The sequence below is a fragment of the Trueperella pecoris genome (assembly GCF_014926385.1).
GTDB lineage: Bacteria > Actinomycetota > Actinomycetes > Actinomycetales > Actinomycetaceae > Trueperella > Trueperella pecoris.
Window position 1 is genome coordinate 99,082 of the sequence record NZ_CP053291.1, and the last position, 14,738, is coordinate 113,819.

Consider the following 14,738-nt stretch of genomic DNA (forward strand, 5'->3'; position numbering starts at 1 on the left):
CAGATATATAGTGCGGCGATCTGAGGAACAATCAGGGCGAAGAAGGGAATGCTGAGAAGCCCAACAATCATCCCTGTCCAATACATTCGTTTTGGCTCATTACCCACAATTTCACCTCACGATGTTGCGGCACTGCTCGCCACGGAAGATTCCTCCGACAAAGAGCCTGGCGCATTGATACCCTGGCCTCACATGCCGTGGGACATTTAGTTCTCGGGTGGCACTTAGGCGCCAAGCGCAACTATTTTCCGTGGCGCCCCTGTCTGTGCCCCAAATCGTACCGTCAAGACCCCTGTTTTGGAAGTCGATTCTGTAGTTGCATATGTTGGCGGAGGCAAGAAGTAGGTACCGTGCAGCCTCTTGTCTGATGTAAGTTGACCCGCCTTGGATGTCATGTGCGAGCGTTCCTCTCGGGATGGTTGGTGACAGCCCCTTGAACCCGAAAGTAAAACCCCCTATCGTTTGGTGTCCCCACGCAGACCGCAAAGAGGCTTGGGGTGAAGGAGGGGCATAGTCATATCGGGTTGGATCGTAACCTTGAATGTGCCCTCCTTCGATGTACGTTTCAGAGGCATCGGAAACACCATCAGGTGCGGAGGCCGTGGGGGTCGAGGGCGTGGTTAACGTTGAGAGTACTAACGGTCCAGCGCTAGCAATGGCTGCGAAAGTGTGCATTTGCGATTTCATTTCTAAAGGGGGTGTATGCGAATAATAGCACACAGGCGCTTTTATGTGAAGCGTATCTCACTTGATGTGTGCGGGGGGCGGAATTTGCGACTCAAGACCCGTTCATCCGGAATCGCTTTCGGGAAGGCTACGTCTTCACTGAAGCGTGTCAGGTTTTGTTCCGTTGGAGTGGGCGGGAAAAGCTGGGAAGCCGCACGAAACTTGATGGGTGTCATCCAATTACAAAGCAGTTGTGTGATCCGGCTGTCCGAATCTATGTGGTTGCGCAGGTTGATATTTTCATCCAAATCTTTCCGTGTGGCCCCATGCCTGCTCGACGTGCCGCACTTGCGAGCACTGGGTTCGCCGTCGCGTGCTTGCTTGGGCCATCTCTTGCCTTTCATCGTAATGTCGCGCTCGGCCAGGTCCCGGCCCCGTAGCTCGAAGTTGCCGCGGTAGCGCGAAGGGGTGCGTCGGGGGGAGCTTGAAGTTGCCGCGGTAGCGCGAAGGCGGTACTTAAGAGGCCTCCCCGTAGCTCGAAATTGCCGCGGTAGCGCGTAATTTCTCAAGGCTGACGGAAACAAGCCGAAAGCGGATGCTCCCTCGACGTTTTCGAGCTACGCGGACGGTTTGGAGCTTCCGGGGCAGGCTAACTGTAGCCTGCGGCGGAGTTTCCGGGATGTGGTGTGCCCGGTTTGAGGGTTTGGCGAATCGCGGCATGCGCGGCGAATCCCGGATACGCCCGCCAGTGCTAGGTCGAGATGCGCATGGCGTTGCCCCGGTCACCATTGGCCTGCAACGGATGTGCTGGTCGTCTGAGCTCGCGAACGCCGTCGCTGCCCGCGGCACTGCACGACGTCGCCGCCATTGCGCGATAGAATTTCGGTGAAAACCTTCCGGGGGCTAAACCGGTTTTGTTAGGCTGAGGTTGGCCATGCGCGCACCCCGCGCGGGTGCGACGCCTGCCCGCCCAAGCGGGTGCGATGCCCGCACGCCCACGCGGGCACAACGCCCTAACCCACGCGGGCCCGGCTCGCTATCGACACCGGCAAGGGGAAAGCCCCGGCCTCGCGGACACCAGGCCCGCGGCGGACACCAGGCCTACAATACGTAATACGCAATAGATGTAAGGACGCATCATGATCGTGACCGACCAGCTTCAATCGTGGCTCGACTCCGAGTTTGCAGCGCTCGTTGACTTTGCGCGGCGCTCGCGCACGCAATACGGCTTTTCCACGCTGGATGCTGCCGGCAACGCCGATGAGGCCGCGGGTCTCCAGCTGTGGATCAATTGCCGTATGACTCACGTCTTCTGCCTCGCCACGCTCCGCGGCGACGAGTCCGCTCGCGACTTCGCAACACACGGCATCGCGGCCTTGCGTGAGAATTTCTACGACGCCGTTTACGGCGGGTTCTTCACGAATCTCGACTATGCGACGGGCGCGCCGGTGACCGAAGTAGACGCGCGCAAGGCTGCCTATGCCCACGCTTTTGTGCTTCTCGCGTCGAGCTCGGGTATGCAGGCCGGGATTCTGGGGGCGCGCGAGCTGTACGAGCTGGCCCTCGATGCGCACGAGTCGCATTTTTGGGAGTGCGAGTTTGGCCTGGTCTGCGAGTCTTTCGACCGGGGATTTACTCAGAGCGAGGACTATCGGGGTGCAAACGCAAACATGCACACGCTTGAGGCATCGCTGGCCGCATGGGACGCCACCGCCGATCCGCGTTGGTTGGAGAAGGCTGGCTCGATCCTTGCTTTTGTGCTCGGCGAGGCGGAGAAGATTGGTTGGCGGATCCCTGAGCATTTTGACGCCAACTGGCATCTGCTTCCCGATTTTAACAAGGATCGTCCCGCCGATCCGTTCCGCCCCTTCGGCCTTACCCCTGGTCACGGCATCGAATGGGCGCGCCTTGCGATGCACTATTGGGCTGCGAAGGCCCGACTTGGTGGTCTGAGTGACGCTTCCAATGGTACTGATGCCGACGACGCCCCCGCAGGCGCCACCAACGACGCCGAAGTGCCCGCCGCCCCCGCAGACGTCGCCCGCGAAGACTCCGATCTTGACCGTCTTCCTTCGCAGGCGCGCGCACTCTTCTTGCAGGCGATCGCCGACGGGTGGTTTGCCGACGGCGAGCCCGGCATCGTCTACACCACGGATTTTGCTGGCACCCCTGTCGTCCACGAGCGCATGCATTGGACGGTGTGTGAGGCTCTGAGTGCGTCCGCCGCCTTCGCGACCTATGGGCAAGAGGTGGGCGAGGCTGACGTCGTCGCCGACATGGAGCGGTGGTTCGATACGTTCCTTGCGTTCGCCAAGGAGCACCTGATTGAGGCGCCGGGCCGTTGGATTCACGAGCTGGACCGGACGAATTCGCCGTCGGGCATCACGTGGCCGGGCAAGCCGGATGTCTATCACGCGGCGCAGTGCGTGCTCATGCCGAACCTTCCGCTGACGCCGACCTTCGCTGGCGCGCTCAAGTTGACCTAAAGCCGTGCGAGCGCCGCGAAACCCTGTGTGGCGCTCAGTGGCGGCCGAGGCGGCCTGAAAACGGGCTGCCGCGACACAGGAGTACAGCGAAACCCTGTGCGGCGCTCAGCCCCTGGAATCGCACCGCAACGCCGCTGGGGCTAGCGCAAGCCTGCCGTCGATTCTCGGCTGAGCAGCGGCGCCGGTTCGAGTTCGAGAGAGGGGGCGGATTCGCCGCCGAGGGCGCGGATGAGGAGCTCGGCGGATACCCGGCCAAGTTCGGCGGGTTCGCGGTTGACGACCGTGATCGCCGGGGTAACGATGCGGCACAGGGGCGAGTCTTCGCAGGAACAGATCAGTACGTCGCGGCCAATTTCCTTGCCGGCGGCGCGAAGGGCGTTGAAACCGCCGAGGGCGAGGATTTCGTTGTCGAAAATGATGCCGTCGGGGGTGGTGTCGCTGTTGAGGAGCTGCCGGATCGCCGCGTGACCGGATTCTTCGGTGGCGTCCTCGCCGGAGGCGAGCAGGGCGGTGATGGCGTGGTCGGCGGCGAATTCTTTCAGCGCCTCGATTCGCTCCTGGGTGTGGACGAGGTTCGCGATGCCGGTGACGTAGCCGATCGTGCGGGCGCCGCGTTCGTATAGGTGCCCGGCGAGTGTGGTGATGATGGAGCGTTCGTCGGCGACGACGGACGCGAAGCCTTCCACGCTCTTTCCGACGACGACGGCCGGCATCTGCAGCTCTCGCAGGGCGGCGATGCGCGGGTCGTCGACGCGCGGGTCCACGACGACGACGCCGTCCACCCGGCCTTGGGCGCACCATGTGCGGTAGGTGGCGATTTCGGCGTCGGCGTGGGGGCCGGTGTGGAAGACGAGGTCTAGGTCCTGTTCGGTGAGGGCGTTTTGGAGGCCGACGATGAAGTTAAAGAAGAAGCGTTCGGTGTTGTAGGAGTCGGGCTTGCGGGCGATGAAGAGGCCGACGGCGTCGGACTTCGATCGTGAGAGTGACTGTGCGCGCGAATTGGGTGCCCAATCGGATCGCTCAGCAATGGCGAGGATGCGCTCGCGCGTTGCAGGTGAGATCCCCGGGCGGCCGTTGAGTGCGAAAGAGACGGCTGTGGGGGACACGCCGGCTTCTCTGGCGATATCGCGAATGGTCTTCCTCGCCACCGCTACTCCTTTTCGTGTTGTGACACCACATTCGTCCTCGTTATGGGGCCATTTCGAATTCTAATGTAACTCATCGGACAAAAAGCTTGCACTAAATCGGTTTAGTTATTAGGGTGAGATGTACGAGAACAACGAAGCTCTCGGCAGAAAGGCCTCCGATGGACAATTCGCTCCTCCTCAAGCGCATTAATCGTACGCTTAGCGAGCGCATCATGCGCGCCCAATTTTCTGTCGCTTCTCCGCTCCAGCTCACCATGTGGCGTGTGCCGGACGAAGAAGGTGGCGTCGTAGGAGAGCCCGTAGCTCCGGGAGAAGACGCGCAATTCCAGCCCATCTCCGCCGGGCAGCCGTGGGGCAAGCCGTGGCAGACGGTCTGGTTTGATGTGCGAGGAACGATTCCCACGGATGTTCCGGACGGTGATACGGTCGAGGCCCGCATCAACCTCGGCTTCCCGGATCACTCGGTGGGCTTCCTCGCCGAGGGGCTCGTGCGCGGGGAGGACGGGGTTGCGATCAAGGCCATCAACCCGCGCAACCAGTGGATCCCGCTCCCGCAGGAACCTGGCGCCACCTTCCACCTCACCATTGAGGCCGCCGCCAACCCCCTTCTGCTTGATGTGCTGCCCTTCCAGGAAACGCTCGATGGCGATAAGCTCACGGCCTCACGCGAGGATATGTACGTGCTTGAGCAGGCCGACGTCGTGGTACGCCACACGGAGGTCGCCGAACTGATCCTCGACATCCAGGTGCTCACCGAGATGATCGAGGCTAAGGGCGAGCCTTTTGGGCATGACGATCTCGAGGTCCTGTACGCCCTCAACGACGCGCTCGACCAGCTCGATTTGCACAACATCCCCGGCACGGCCGCCGCGGCCCGCGACGTCCTCAAGCCCATCATGGAGCGCCCAGCACTTCCCGGAGCGCACCGCCTCTCGGCCGTCGGGCACGCGCACATCGACTCCGCCTGGCTGTGGCCAATCCGAGAAACCAAGCGCAAGGTCAACCGCACGCTCGCCAACGTCTGCCGCCTCATTGAGGACGGCACCGGGCTGGTCTTTGCCCTCCCCGCCGCGCAGCATGTTGCCTGGTTGGCCGAGGAGGACCCGGAGCTTTTTGAGCGCGTCAAGAAGCACGTGGCGGAGGGCTCGATCGTCCCTGTGGGTGCGATGTGGGTGGAGCCGGACGCCGTCTTGCCCGGCGGCGAGGCGCTGGCCCGCCAGATCGTGGAGGGAGCGTCCTTCTTCGAGGAGGCCTTCGGTATCGAGTGCAAGGAAATCTGGCTGCCGGATTCCTTCGGATACTCGGCCGCGATCCCGCAACTCGCCCGCGAGGCCGGCATCACCCGCTTCCTGACCCAGAAGATCTCCTGGAACCAGACCAACGTCTTCCCGCACCACACCCTGCTGTGGGAGGGGCTGGACGGCTCGCGCATCTTCACCCACTTCCCGCCGGCCGACACGTACGGCTCGGAGGTCACTGGCGCCCAGGTCGCCCACGCCGTGAACAATTTCAAGGACAAGGGCCGCACGAACGTTTCCCTTCTTCCGTTCGGCTACGGCGACGGCGGAGGCGGGCCCACCCGCGACATGATGGCGCGCATCCAGCGCATGTCTGACCTGCGTGGGGCCCCGCGCGTCGTGGCCGAATCCCCGCACGCCTTCTTCGATCGCGCGGAGGCGGACCTGCCCGATCCCGCGGTGTGGGTGGGCGAACTCTACCTCGAGCTTCACCGTGGCACTTTCACCTCGCAGATCGCTGCCAAGCAGGGCAACCGCCGCTCCGAGGCGCTACTGCGGGAAACCGAGCTGTGGTGCACGCTGGCTGCCCTCGCCGGAGCGGACTACCCGTACGACGAATTGCGCAAGGTGTGGCACAACGTGTTGCTTTGCCAGTTCCATGACATTCTTCCCGGCACGTCCGTGGCGTGGGTCTACCGTGAGGTGGCCGCGATCTATGCAGACGTACGTGCCACCTGCGAACGCCTCATCGAAGGCGCACTGACGTTATTGGCCACGGGTCGCCCTGCCGCTGCCTCATTCGCAAACGCCACGTCTTTCTCCTCTTCGGGCGTGGCGCCTTTCGAGGCGGCGGCAGGTGCGGAATCATCCGAGCCGGCACGTGTGCAGGGATCGCGGATCTCGAACGGGGTGCTTACCCTCGAGTTCAACGACGACGGCACGTGCGCCCAGATCTCCGACGCCACCCGCACCTACATCCCCGCAGGTCAGCGGGCGGGCGTGTTCTCGATTTTCCAGGACTTCCCGAATATGTGGGATGCCTGGGACATCGATTCTTTTTACAAGGGAACCCGCGAGGACCTGGAGCTGGTGAGCGACGGCGTCGGGGTCGAGGGTGAGACGGCCTACGCCCGCGCACACGCCACCTTCGGTGCTTCGAGCATGAACATCGAGTGGACGCTCGCGCCCGGCAGGCCCTACGTCGATGTCAAGGCCGAGGTCGACTGGCACGAGCACGAAAAGCTACTCAAGCTCAGTTTCCCCGTGGACATCCACACGGATCACGCCCAGTACGAGACCCAGATGGGCTACATTTCGCGGCCGACCCACACCAACACCTCCTGGGAGGAAGCCAAGTTTGAGGTCAGCGCCCACCGCTGGGTTCGCCTAGCCAACGCCGGTGCGGCGTGGTCCATCGCCAACGACGCCACCTACGGCTGGGACATCACCCGCCACGGGGCTGGGCGCCGCGGCACTTGGAGCGACGTGCGCGCCACTCTCGTCAAGTCTGCCATCTACCCCGACCCGAACCAGGATCAGGGTCGCTTTACCTGGACTTTCCGCATCCATCCCGGCGCACAGGTGCTCGACGCCGTCGCGGACGGCCAGCAGCTCAACCTTCCGTTGCGTCCGGCTCCCGCCACCATCGGCGCACCGTTCGCGTGCACCGGCGCCGTCATCGAGTCCGTCTCCATGGCCCCTGATCGCTCGGGCGACGTCGTCCTCCGCCTCTACGAGGCGACTGGCGCTCCGTCCACCGTCACCCTGACCTGGCCCGACGTAAGCGTGAGTGCCACCGACCTTCGCTACCGTCCCTCATCCGAGGCGCCGGCCGTCACCACCGTCGGCGACGATCATACCCTTGACCTTGCGCCGTTCCAGATAGCGACGTTGCGCGTTCGCCCCCGCACTGCACCCACCGCAAAGGAGACCCGATGAAATTCGGCGTCAACTACACGCCCCGCGCGGGCTGGTTCCACTCGTGGCTCGACTTTGACCCGGCCGCGATTGCCTCCGACCTTGACGCGATCGCCTCCCTCGGCGTCGACCACCTGCGAATTTTTCCGCTGTGGCCCCTGTTGCAGCCCAACCGTAGCCTCATCCGCGAAGCTGGCCTTGACGACGTCGTCACCGTGGTCGAGCTGGCGGCAGAGCGTGGGATGAACACCTACGTCGACGTCCTGCAAGGCCACCTGTCATCCTTCGACTTCCTACCTGCCTGGGTCAGCACCTGGCACCGGCGAAACCTCTTCACCGATGCCGACGTTGTCTCCGGCGAACGCGCACTCGTGCACGCCATGGCCACCCGCCTTAGGGACGTCAGGGGAGCACGTGGGCTGAGCCTTGGCAACGAATTCATTCAGTTCGCCGCCGATCGTCACCCCGACCAGCACCGGGCAAGCATCGACCAGATCGACGCCTGGCTCGAGGATCTGCTGGGAACCGCCCGAACCGTGTGGCCCGAAGGTACCCACGTCCACACGCACGACGAAGACCTCTGGTTCGATAACACCCACCCCTTTACCCCGGCGGCGGCCGTCAATGCTGGTGACCTCACAACGGTCCATTCATGGGTTTTTGGGCGCGTTGGCCCGCGCCTGGGCGCAGGAGCACCCGAACTGGAGTGGTACTCGCGTTATCTGTGCGAATTAGCCGCAGGATGGTCCGCTGATCCCGATCGGGGCGTTTGGCTCCAAGAAATCGGTTCGCCATCTAACTATGTGGATCCAGCCGACGCAGCGGGATTCCTCACCGCCAACATCGACCGCCTCCTTGGCGCCGAAGGTGGCGGCACCGCCCCCAACCTCCAGGCCATCACCTGGTGGTGCTCACACGACGTATCTCGGAACCTCGTGGACTTCCCCGAGGTCGAATACACCCTTGGACTCTTCGATTCAGACGGTGATATCAAGCCGATCGGGAGCGCCTACAAGGAGGCAATCGAACGGTATTCGGACGCTGAACCCACCCGGATCGAAAGGCCGACGATGGCCATCACGCTCACCCCTGACGGGCGTGACCTCGCCGACGCTAGCCACGAGTTCTTCGACTCGTGGATGGCATCAACCCTCAATGGCGATGTGCCTCGCATCGTCGTCAACAACTAGCTTCCAACTGGGAAGCACTTCTTCGAAGGAGAAGAAAATGAAAGTTAAGAAGCTAGGAGCCCTCGCGGCTGCCGTAGCACTGTCGCTGACTGCGTGCACCGGCGGATCTGGCTCGAATGCGGCCACCTCCACTGGCACCGGCAGCGCTGACGGAAAGCTCACGGGCGAGATCACCTTCCAGACCTGGTCTCTGAAGAACGAAAAGTTCACCCCCTATTTCGAGAATCTCATCAAGGAATTTGAGTCCCAGAACCCCGGCGCCAAGGTCAAGTGGCTTGACCAGCCGGGCGACGGCTACGAAGACAAGGTCCTCCAGCAGGCCGAGTCGGGCGAGCTGCCCGACGTCGTCAACCTGCCACCCGAGTACGCATACGCGCTCGCATCAGTGAACATGCTCGTCGACCTCAACAAGGACTCGAAGGTCATTAAGGAATACGTTCCCGGCGGCGTCGGCGCCTACACATTCGACGGGCTTGAGGGAGTCTACGGATTCCCCTGGTACCTCGGTACCGAGTTGAACTACTGGAACACCGAGCTGCTCGAGAAGGGCGGCATGACTGAGGCTCCGGCAACCTACAAGGAGACCTGGGAGCTTGCAGCCAAGCTCGGCGAGCAGGGCATCCCCACGATCTCTGACCTGCCCAGCCCGAAGGGCCTACAGATCATGGTCTCGGATGCAGGCGGCAAGCTCGACATCATCAAGGATGGCAAGTTCGTCTTTAATACCCCCGAGGCCGAGGCGATTATCGCCACCTACGTCGATCTCTACAAAAAGGGTGCCATCACTCCCGAGGCACTCCAGAACGCTGGCGCCGCAAACGCCAACGTCAACAACTTCAACAAGGGCACCGTTGCCTGGACCACCGCTGGCCCGAACTACATTGACAAGGACGTCGCGGTGAACTCCCCGACCCTCCTGCCCAAGGTTAAGGTCAGCCACGGCTTCGGCAACCCGCCGCTCTTCGTCCAGGGCATCTCGGTTTCCAAGCAGTCCAAGAACCCTGAGCTCGCCATGAAGTTCGCCGAGTTCGTGACCAACACGGACAACCAGATCGCCTTCGTCAAACTCGCCGTCGGCTTCTTCCCGGGCACGATCGCCGCTAACGCAGATCCGTCGAAGTTCGCGCAGGCAGCCCAGAATCCGGAGCAAAAAACTGCCACGGAGCTAGCCGCCAAGCAGATGGATGCCGCCAAGATGACCGGTAACCCGCGTTACACCGACGAGATGGAGACCTTCGCCAAGCAGCAGATCGCGCTTGCTGTTAAAGGCGAGATCACGCCGAAGGAAGCCCTCGACAAAGCTGTTGAACACGCCCAGCAGACTCTGCAGAAGTAAGAAACCGGAGGGGACGAGCTCATGAAATTGCAACGTTGGTACATTCCCTACCTCCTCGTGTTGCCCGGCGTCGTGTGGGTCCTCGTATTCGCGCTGTGGCCCTTCCTCAACACCGTGGCACTAGCTTTCACCGATGCTCGTCCCCTCCAGCCTGCGAACTTCGTCGGACTGGATAACTTCCGGATGTTGTTCTCCGACGAACGTTTCACCTACGCACTGACTACGTCACTCGTGTACGTGGTGGTGTGCGTGCCATTCTTGACATTCCTGCCCCTACTCTTGGCACTCCTCCTCCATGAGAAGATCCCGGGCGTGGGATTCTTTAGGACGACGTTCTATTTCCCGGTCATTGCCTCGGCCGTCGTCGTCGCCATCGTATGGGAATTCCTCTTCTCCGGATCTGGCACCGTTAACGAGGCGTTGAAATTCTTCGGGATGATCGACCGGCCCATCGAATTCCTCTCTGACCGTTGGCTCCTCATTGCCTGCGCGATCGGGCTGACAGTGTGGAAGGGCTTAGGCTACTACATGGTCGTCTACCTCGCCGCGCTGTCGAACATCGGGCGCGAGCTCCACGAAGCCGCTGCGATCGACGGAGCCGGCCGCTGGCGCCGCTTCTGGTCGGTGACAGTGCCGGGCGTGCGTGGCCCCATGATGCTGGTGGCCGTCCTCATCTGCGTGGCTGCGATGCGAGTTTTCACCGAGCTTTACGTTCTGTCCAACGGCTCGGGCGGCCCCGGCGGACGCTCGATGTCCGTGGTGATGCTCATCCAAGCGATGGGCAAGGGCCTGGGCGGGCAAATCGGTTACGCCTCGGCCATCTCTCTCGTCCTGTTCTTCCTCACGCTGGTTCCGCTCGCGATCGTCGGCTTTACCTCCAACCGCGACCTCATCCGCGATGCGATGGCCGCTCGTCGTTCCAAGAAGACTGTCAAGCAGCTCATCGCCAAGCGCCGCAAAGAAGCCGAGACCGTACCCGATACCTCTATGCCGCTCGTTGCGGCCAGCGCCGGCAAAACTCTTGAGGAGAATGCACGATGAGGACGCAACAACACGACATCCCCGCAACCGCCGTTCCCACACCGCAGCCGGTTCGCGTTAACCACGATCGTCCCTACCGTATGAAGGGTTCGGTGGACATTCTCAAGCCCTCCCTCGGCGGCCTCATCGCTAAGTATGTGCTCCTGTTTGCCATCCTCGTGGTCATGGTCTTCCCCTTCCTGTGGCAGCTGTCGACCTCCTTCAAGGGGGCAGTGGAAAACATCTACGACTTCCCTCCCTCCATCATCCCCCAGGCGCCGACTCTCGATAACTACCGGACGGTGTTCAACACGATCCCGGTGCTCACCTACGCCTGGCATTCGCTGCTGGTGGGTGTAGGCACGGTGCTCACTAACGTCGTCTTCGCAACCCTCGGCGGCTACGCACTTGGTTGCATGACCTTCCGCGGCAAGGGACTCGTCTTCGCCGTCCTCTTCTCCACGCTGCTCCTGCCCGGCGAGGTCACGCTGACCTCTCAGTACCTGACGGTCAAGTCCCTCGGCATGGCCAACACGTTGTGGGGCGTCTTCATCCCGGGCGCGATTTCGGCGATCAATATCCTCCTGGTGACCGCCGCGTGCCGCATGATCCCGAAGGAAATCCTTGACGCCGCCACCATGGACGGAGCTAACACCCTTCAGCGCCTGCGCCACATTGTCTGGCCAAATATTCGTGGCATGGTCTCGGTGGTCGCGCTGTTTGCCTTCATCGGCGCGTGGGACGACTTCCTGTGGCCGTTGGTGGTTCTTTCCGACCCGGCCAAGTACACCCTGACTGTCGGCATGGAATACCTCAACTCGAGCCTCGGCGCTAACCCGCGTGCGATCGCCGCCGGCACGATGATCGCACTCGTGCCGATCATCCTCCTCTTCGCGACCCTCCAGAAGCAGTTCTTCAAGGGCGTCGAGGAAGGCGGCGTGAAGGGATGATCGCCTGGGCGGCGATTCCGCAACCACGGTCCTTCACCCCGGCGGGCGGGCGGCTCCTCCTGGCCGACGTCACGGTAGTGGGCGGGCCCGGATGCGAACGGGAGGCCGAGCGTTTGCGGGCCGAACTTCGTGAGCGTGGTCTGACGACGCCGTCGGGAAGCGCGCCGGCCGGAAACGGCGGGACGATCATCTCGCTCAAGCTCGACCCGGGCCTCGACGCCATTCCCGGCACGATTGACGCCGAGCGGGCCGAAATTGTCGTCACGATGGACGGCGTACGCATCCGTGCGGCGGCGGGCGTGGGGCTTTTCCGGGCAACGCGCCAGATCCTGCACAACGTGCGCGCTCGCGGATACGTGCCGTGCGGGGTGGCATGGGTGGCGCCCGCGGTTGCCGAGCGTGGCCTCCACCTGGACGCTGCGCGAAAGTTCTTTTCTGCGCGCTGGATCAAGGATGAGCTACGCCGGGCCGCTGACGTGGGCGTGAACGCCTTCCAGTGGCACTTCTCAGAAAACGAAGGCTTCCGCTTGGAAAATCCCGGTCACCCGGAAGTGATGTCGGCGCATGTCATCACGCGGGCCGAGGCGGCCGAGATCATCGAACTGGCCCGCGACCTGCACATCTTTGTGATTCCCTCGCTCGACATGCCCGGTCATCTTCGCAAGGCGCTGGCCGAACACCCGGATCTGCAGCTGCCCGCTGCGCAACGACCGGCCGACGCCGAGCCCCTTGCCATCCCCGATACCGGCCACGCCCTCAATATTGCCGAGCCCGCGGCGTTGGATTTTGCCCACGCACTCATCAACGACATGGCCGACGTCTTCGCCGGGTGTCACGCCTGGAACCTCGGCGGGGACGAGTTCGTGGATTTCGCTCATATCGAGGCCTATTCTGGCTTGAGCCGCGCTGCTCGCGAGCGTTTTGGCCCCGACGCGACGGGCTTTGATCTGCTCACCGCGACTGTCAACGAGATCGCCGACGACGTCGCGGCGCGTGGCTTCGAGCCACGCGTGTGGAACGATGGTATGTTTCGAGCTCGCCTCGTGCGCCTCGATCCCCGCGTGAAGGTTACGTGGTGGACGAACTGGCATGCCGAGATGGCGCCCGTGAACGTTGCGTTGGGTGAGGGGCACGGCGTCGTCAATTTCAATGACGCGTTGTTCTACTACGTGCTCGGTGAAAACGCAGGCTACTGCTATCCGACAGCCGCCCGGGTGTGGGAGGCCGACTGGCATCCCGGGCTCTTCCCGAGCCTGCCGGGCGGGCATCGCCAAGAGATCTTCGCCGGGGAGCGTGTGGGAGCTCGCGCCGCGGGGCGTGCCGGAGAGCTTACCGGAACAGCCGCGACTACGGGCGGGCGAGCGGATATCGGTGAGCCCGCTGATGGGACGGCCGTTGGTGGTGAGATTTCACGGTCCGGATACCCGGCCCAGCTTGTGGGCGCCTACTTCTCGGTGTGGGCGGACAAGCCGCAGGCCCAATCTGCCCGCGAGGTGTCGGACGGAATCCGGCCTGGGCTTCGAGCGTTGGCTGAGCGCTCGTTCAATGCGGGAAGCAAACTCACGCTCGACGAATTTTGTGAGCTCGACGCCGCGATTGGAGTTCCCGGCCCAGCGGTGTCGTAGGTGCCGGTGCCGCCGCACCATTAAAGCGGGCCCCGCCCGGCCCGGGCGCCGGCGCCCCCACCGCTTCAGAGCTGCCAGTCGATCGGCGGCGCGCCCTGCTCGCCGAGCAGGGCGTTTACCTTGGAAAACGGCTTCGACCCGAAGAATCCGCGGGTGGCAGACAGCGGCGAGGGGTGGGCGGACATGACGGTGGGCACGTCGCGCAGCAGTGGCCGGAGGTCTTGCGCCTTCTTTCCCCACAGGACGGCGACGAGCGGTTGGTCGCGCCGGGCCAGCACTCGCACAGCGTGGTCGGTGATCTTCTCCCAACCCTTTGCGCGGTGGGAGTCGGGCGCGCCCGGCGTCACGGTGAGAACCCTGTTCAGCAGCATGACCCCGTTTTCGCACCAGGGCGTGAGGTCGCCGTGGGAGGCCGGCGTGATGCCGAGATCTTCGTAAAGTTCGCGATAGATATTTGACAGGGAGCGCGGGAGCGGACGAACGTCGCGGTCAACGGCGAAGCTCAACCCGATGGGATGGCCGGGTGTGGGGTAGGGGTCTTGGCCCACGATCAGGACGCGGACCTTGCTCAGCGGATAGGTGAAGGCGCGCAACACGTTCTCGCCTGCGGGAAGATAGCCGCGACCCGCCGCGTTTTCCTCCCTGAGGAAGTCGCCCATGGCGTGAATATCCGCCTCGACGGGGGCGAGGGCCGTGGCCCATTCCGGATCGATGATCTCGCGTAGTTCCATGGTCTCTACGCTAGCACCGCTTCGAATGGACGACGCCGTCGTCAAAGCGCTGAAGAAATCCATGCCCGCGCAGAAGCTGCCGGTTCGGTCCTACCGCCGCGGTTCGCCCCTGGTGATTCGGCGCATGCCAGCACGTGTCAGGACGTGTCGGTGCGGCGTCGTAAAGTGGGAGCATGGGAGAGGAACCTGAAAACGAGCTGACCGAACTCGAGCGCACGATCTTGCGCATTGAGCGCGGCTGGTGGCATCTGGGTGCGACGCGCGATCAGGCTATTCGGGGCGAGTTGGGGATGAGCCCGTCGAAGTATTACATGCTGCTCTCGCGCATGCTCGATTCTGAGCGCGTGTGGAGGGCTGACCCGGTCCTCGTCGATCGTCTGCGCAGGCTACGCGAGGGACGCCTGGCCGAGCGCCGGAGTGGCGAGGAGTAG

10 protein-coding genes are annotated in these 14,738 nt (G+C 63.1%); 8 read left to right on the top strand and 2 right to left on the bottom strand.

Features of this window, described 5'->3' with window-relative positions; genetic code table 11:
- Positions 1-1,805: 1,805 nt before the first annotated feature.
- The gene (locus tag HLG82_RS00495; protein WP_193326821.1) at positions 1,806-3,152 is read left to right on the top strand and encodes an AGE family epimerase/isomerase; all 1,347 of its coding nucleotides are present in this window, start codon (positions 1,806-1,808) and stop codon (positions 3,150-3,152) included.
- Between the two features lie 140 nt (positions 3,153-3,292).
- Here HLG82_RS00495 and HLG82_RS00500 read toward each other — a convergent pair whose 3' ends face one another.
- Positions 3,293-4,300, bottom strand: a complete 1,008-nt coding sequence (locus HLG82_RS00500; RefSeq protein WP_193326822.1) for a LacI family DNA-binding transcriptional regulator — start codon at positions 4,298-4,300, stop codon at positions 3,293-3,295.
- 158 nt (positions 4,301-4,458) lie between these two features.
- Here HLG82_RS00500 and HLG82_RS00505 point away from each other — a divergent pair, with 158 nt between their 5' ends.
- Genes HLG82_RS00505 through HLG82_RS00530 form a run of 6 tightly spaced genes read left to right on the top strand, consistent with a single transcriptional unit; the run spans position 4,459 to position 13,576 of the window.
- Positions 4,459-7,476, top strand: a complete 3,018-nt coding sequence (locus HLG82_RS00505; RefSeq protein WP_193326823.1) for an alpha-mannosidase — start codon at positions 4,459-4,461, stop codon at positions 7,474-7,476.
- Positions 7,473-8,645, top strand: a complete 1,173-nt coding sequence (locus tag HLG82_RS00510; RefSeq protein ID WP_193326824.1) for a glycoside hydrolase 5 family protein — start codon at positions 7,473-7,475, stop codon at positions 8,643-8,645. Before HLG82_RS00505 ends, HLG82_RS00510 begins: the two co-directional genes overlap by 4 nt.
- A gap of 37 nt (positions 8,646-8,682) precedes the next feature.
- Positions 8,683-9,981, top strand: a complete 1,299-nt coding sequence (locus HLG82_RS00515) for an extracellular solute-binding protein (protein WP_193326825.1) — start codon at positions 8,683-8,685, stop codon at positions 9,979-9,981.
- A gap of 21 nt (positions 9,982-10,002) precedes the next feature.
- Positions 10,003-11,022 carry a carbohydrate ABC transporter permease gene (locus tag HLG82_RS00520; protein ID WP_193326826.1) on the top strand — a complete coding sequence of 340 codons (1,020 nt, stop codon included), beginning with the start codon at positions 10,003-10,005 and terminating at the stop codon, positions 11,020-11,022.
- On the top strand, positions 11,019-11,951 hold the full coding sequence (locus tag HLG82_RS00525) for a carbohydrate ABC transporter permease (protein ID WP_193326827.1): 933 nt from the start codon (positions 11,019-11,021) through the stop codon (positions 11,949-11,951). Before HLG82_RS00520 ends, HLG82_RS00525 begins: the two co-directional genes overlap by 4 nt.
- Positions 11,948-13,576 (top strand): family 20 glycosylhydrolase, encoded by a 1,629-nt coding sequence (locus HLG82_RS00530; protein WP_193326828.1) that lies wholly within the window; start codon positions 11,948-11,950, stop codon positions 13,574-13,576. Before HLG82_RS00525 ends, HLG82_RS00530 begins: the two co-directional genes overlap by 4 nt.
- A gap of 65 nt (positions 13,577-13,641) precedes the next feature.
- Here HLG82_RS00530 and HLG82_RS00535 read toward each other — a convergent pair whose 3' ends face one another.
- The gene (locus HLG82_RS00535; RefSeq protein ID WP_193326829.1) at positions 13,642-14,307 is read right to left on the bottom strand and encodes a uracil-DNA glycosylase; all 666 of its coding nucleotides are present in this window, start codon (positions 14,305-14,307) and stop codon (positions 13,642-13,644) included.
- A gap of 173 nt (positions 14,308-14,480) precedes the next feature.
- On the opposite strand from HLG82_RS00535, the gene HLG82_RS00540 reads away from it, so the two are divergent.
- Entirely contained in the window at positions 14,481-14,738 is a 258-nt protein-coding gene (locus HLG82_RS00540; protein ID WP_193326830.1) for a DUF3263 domain-containing protein, read from the top strand.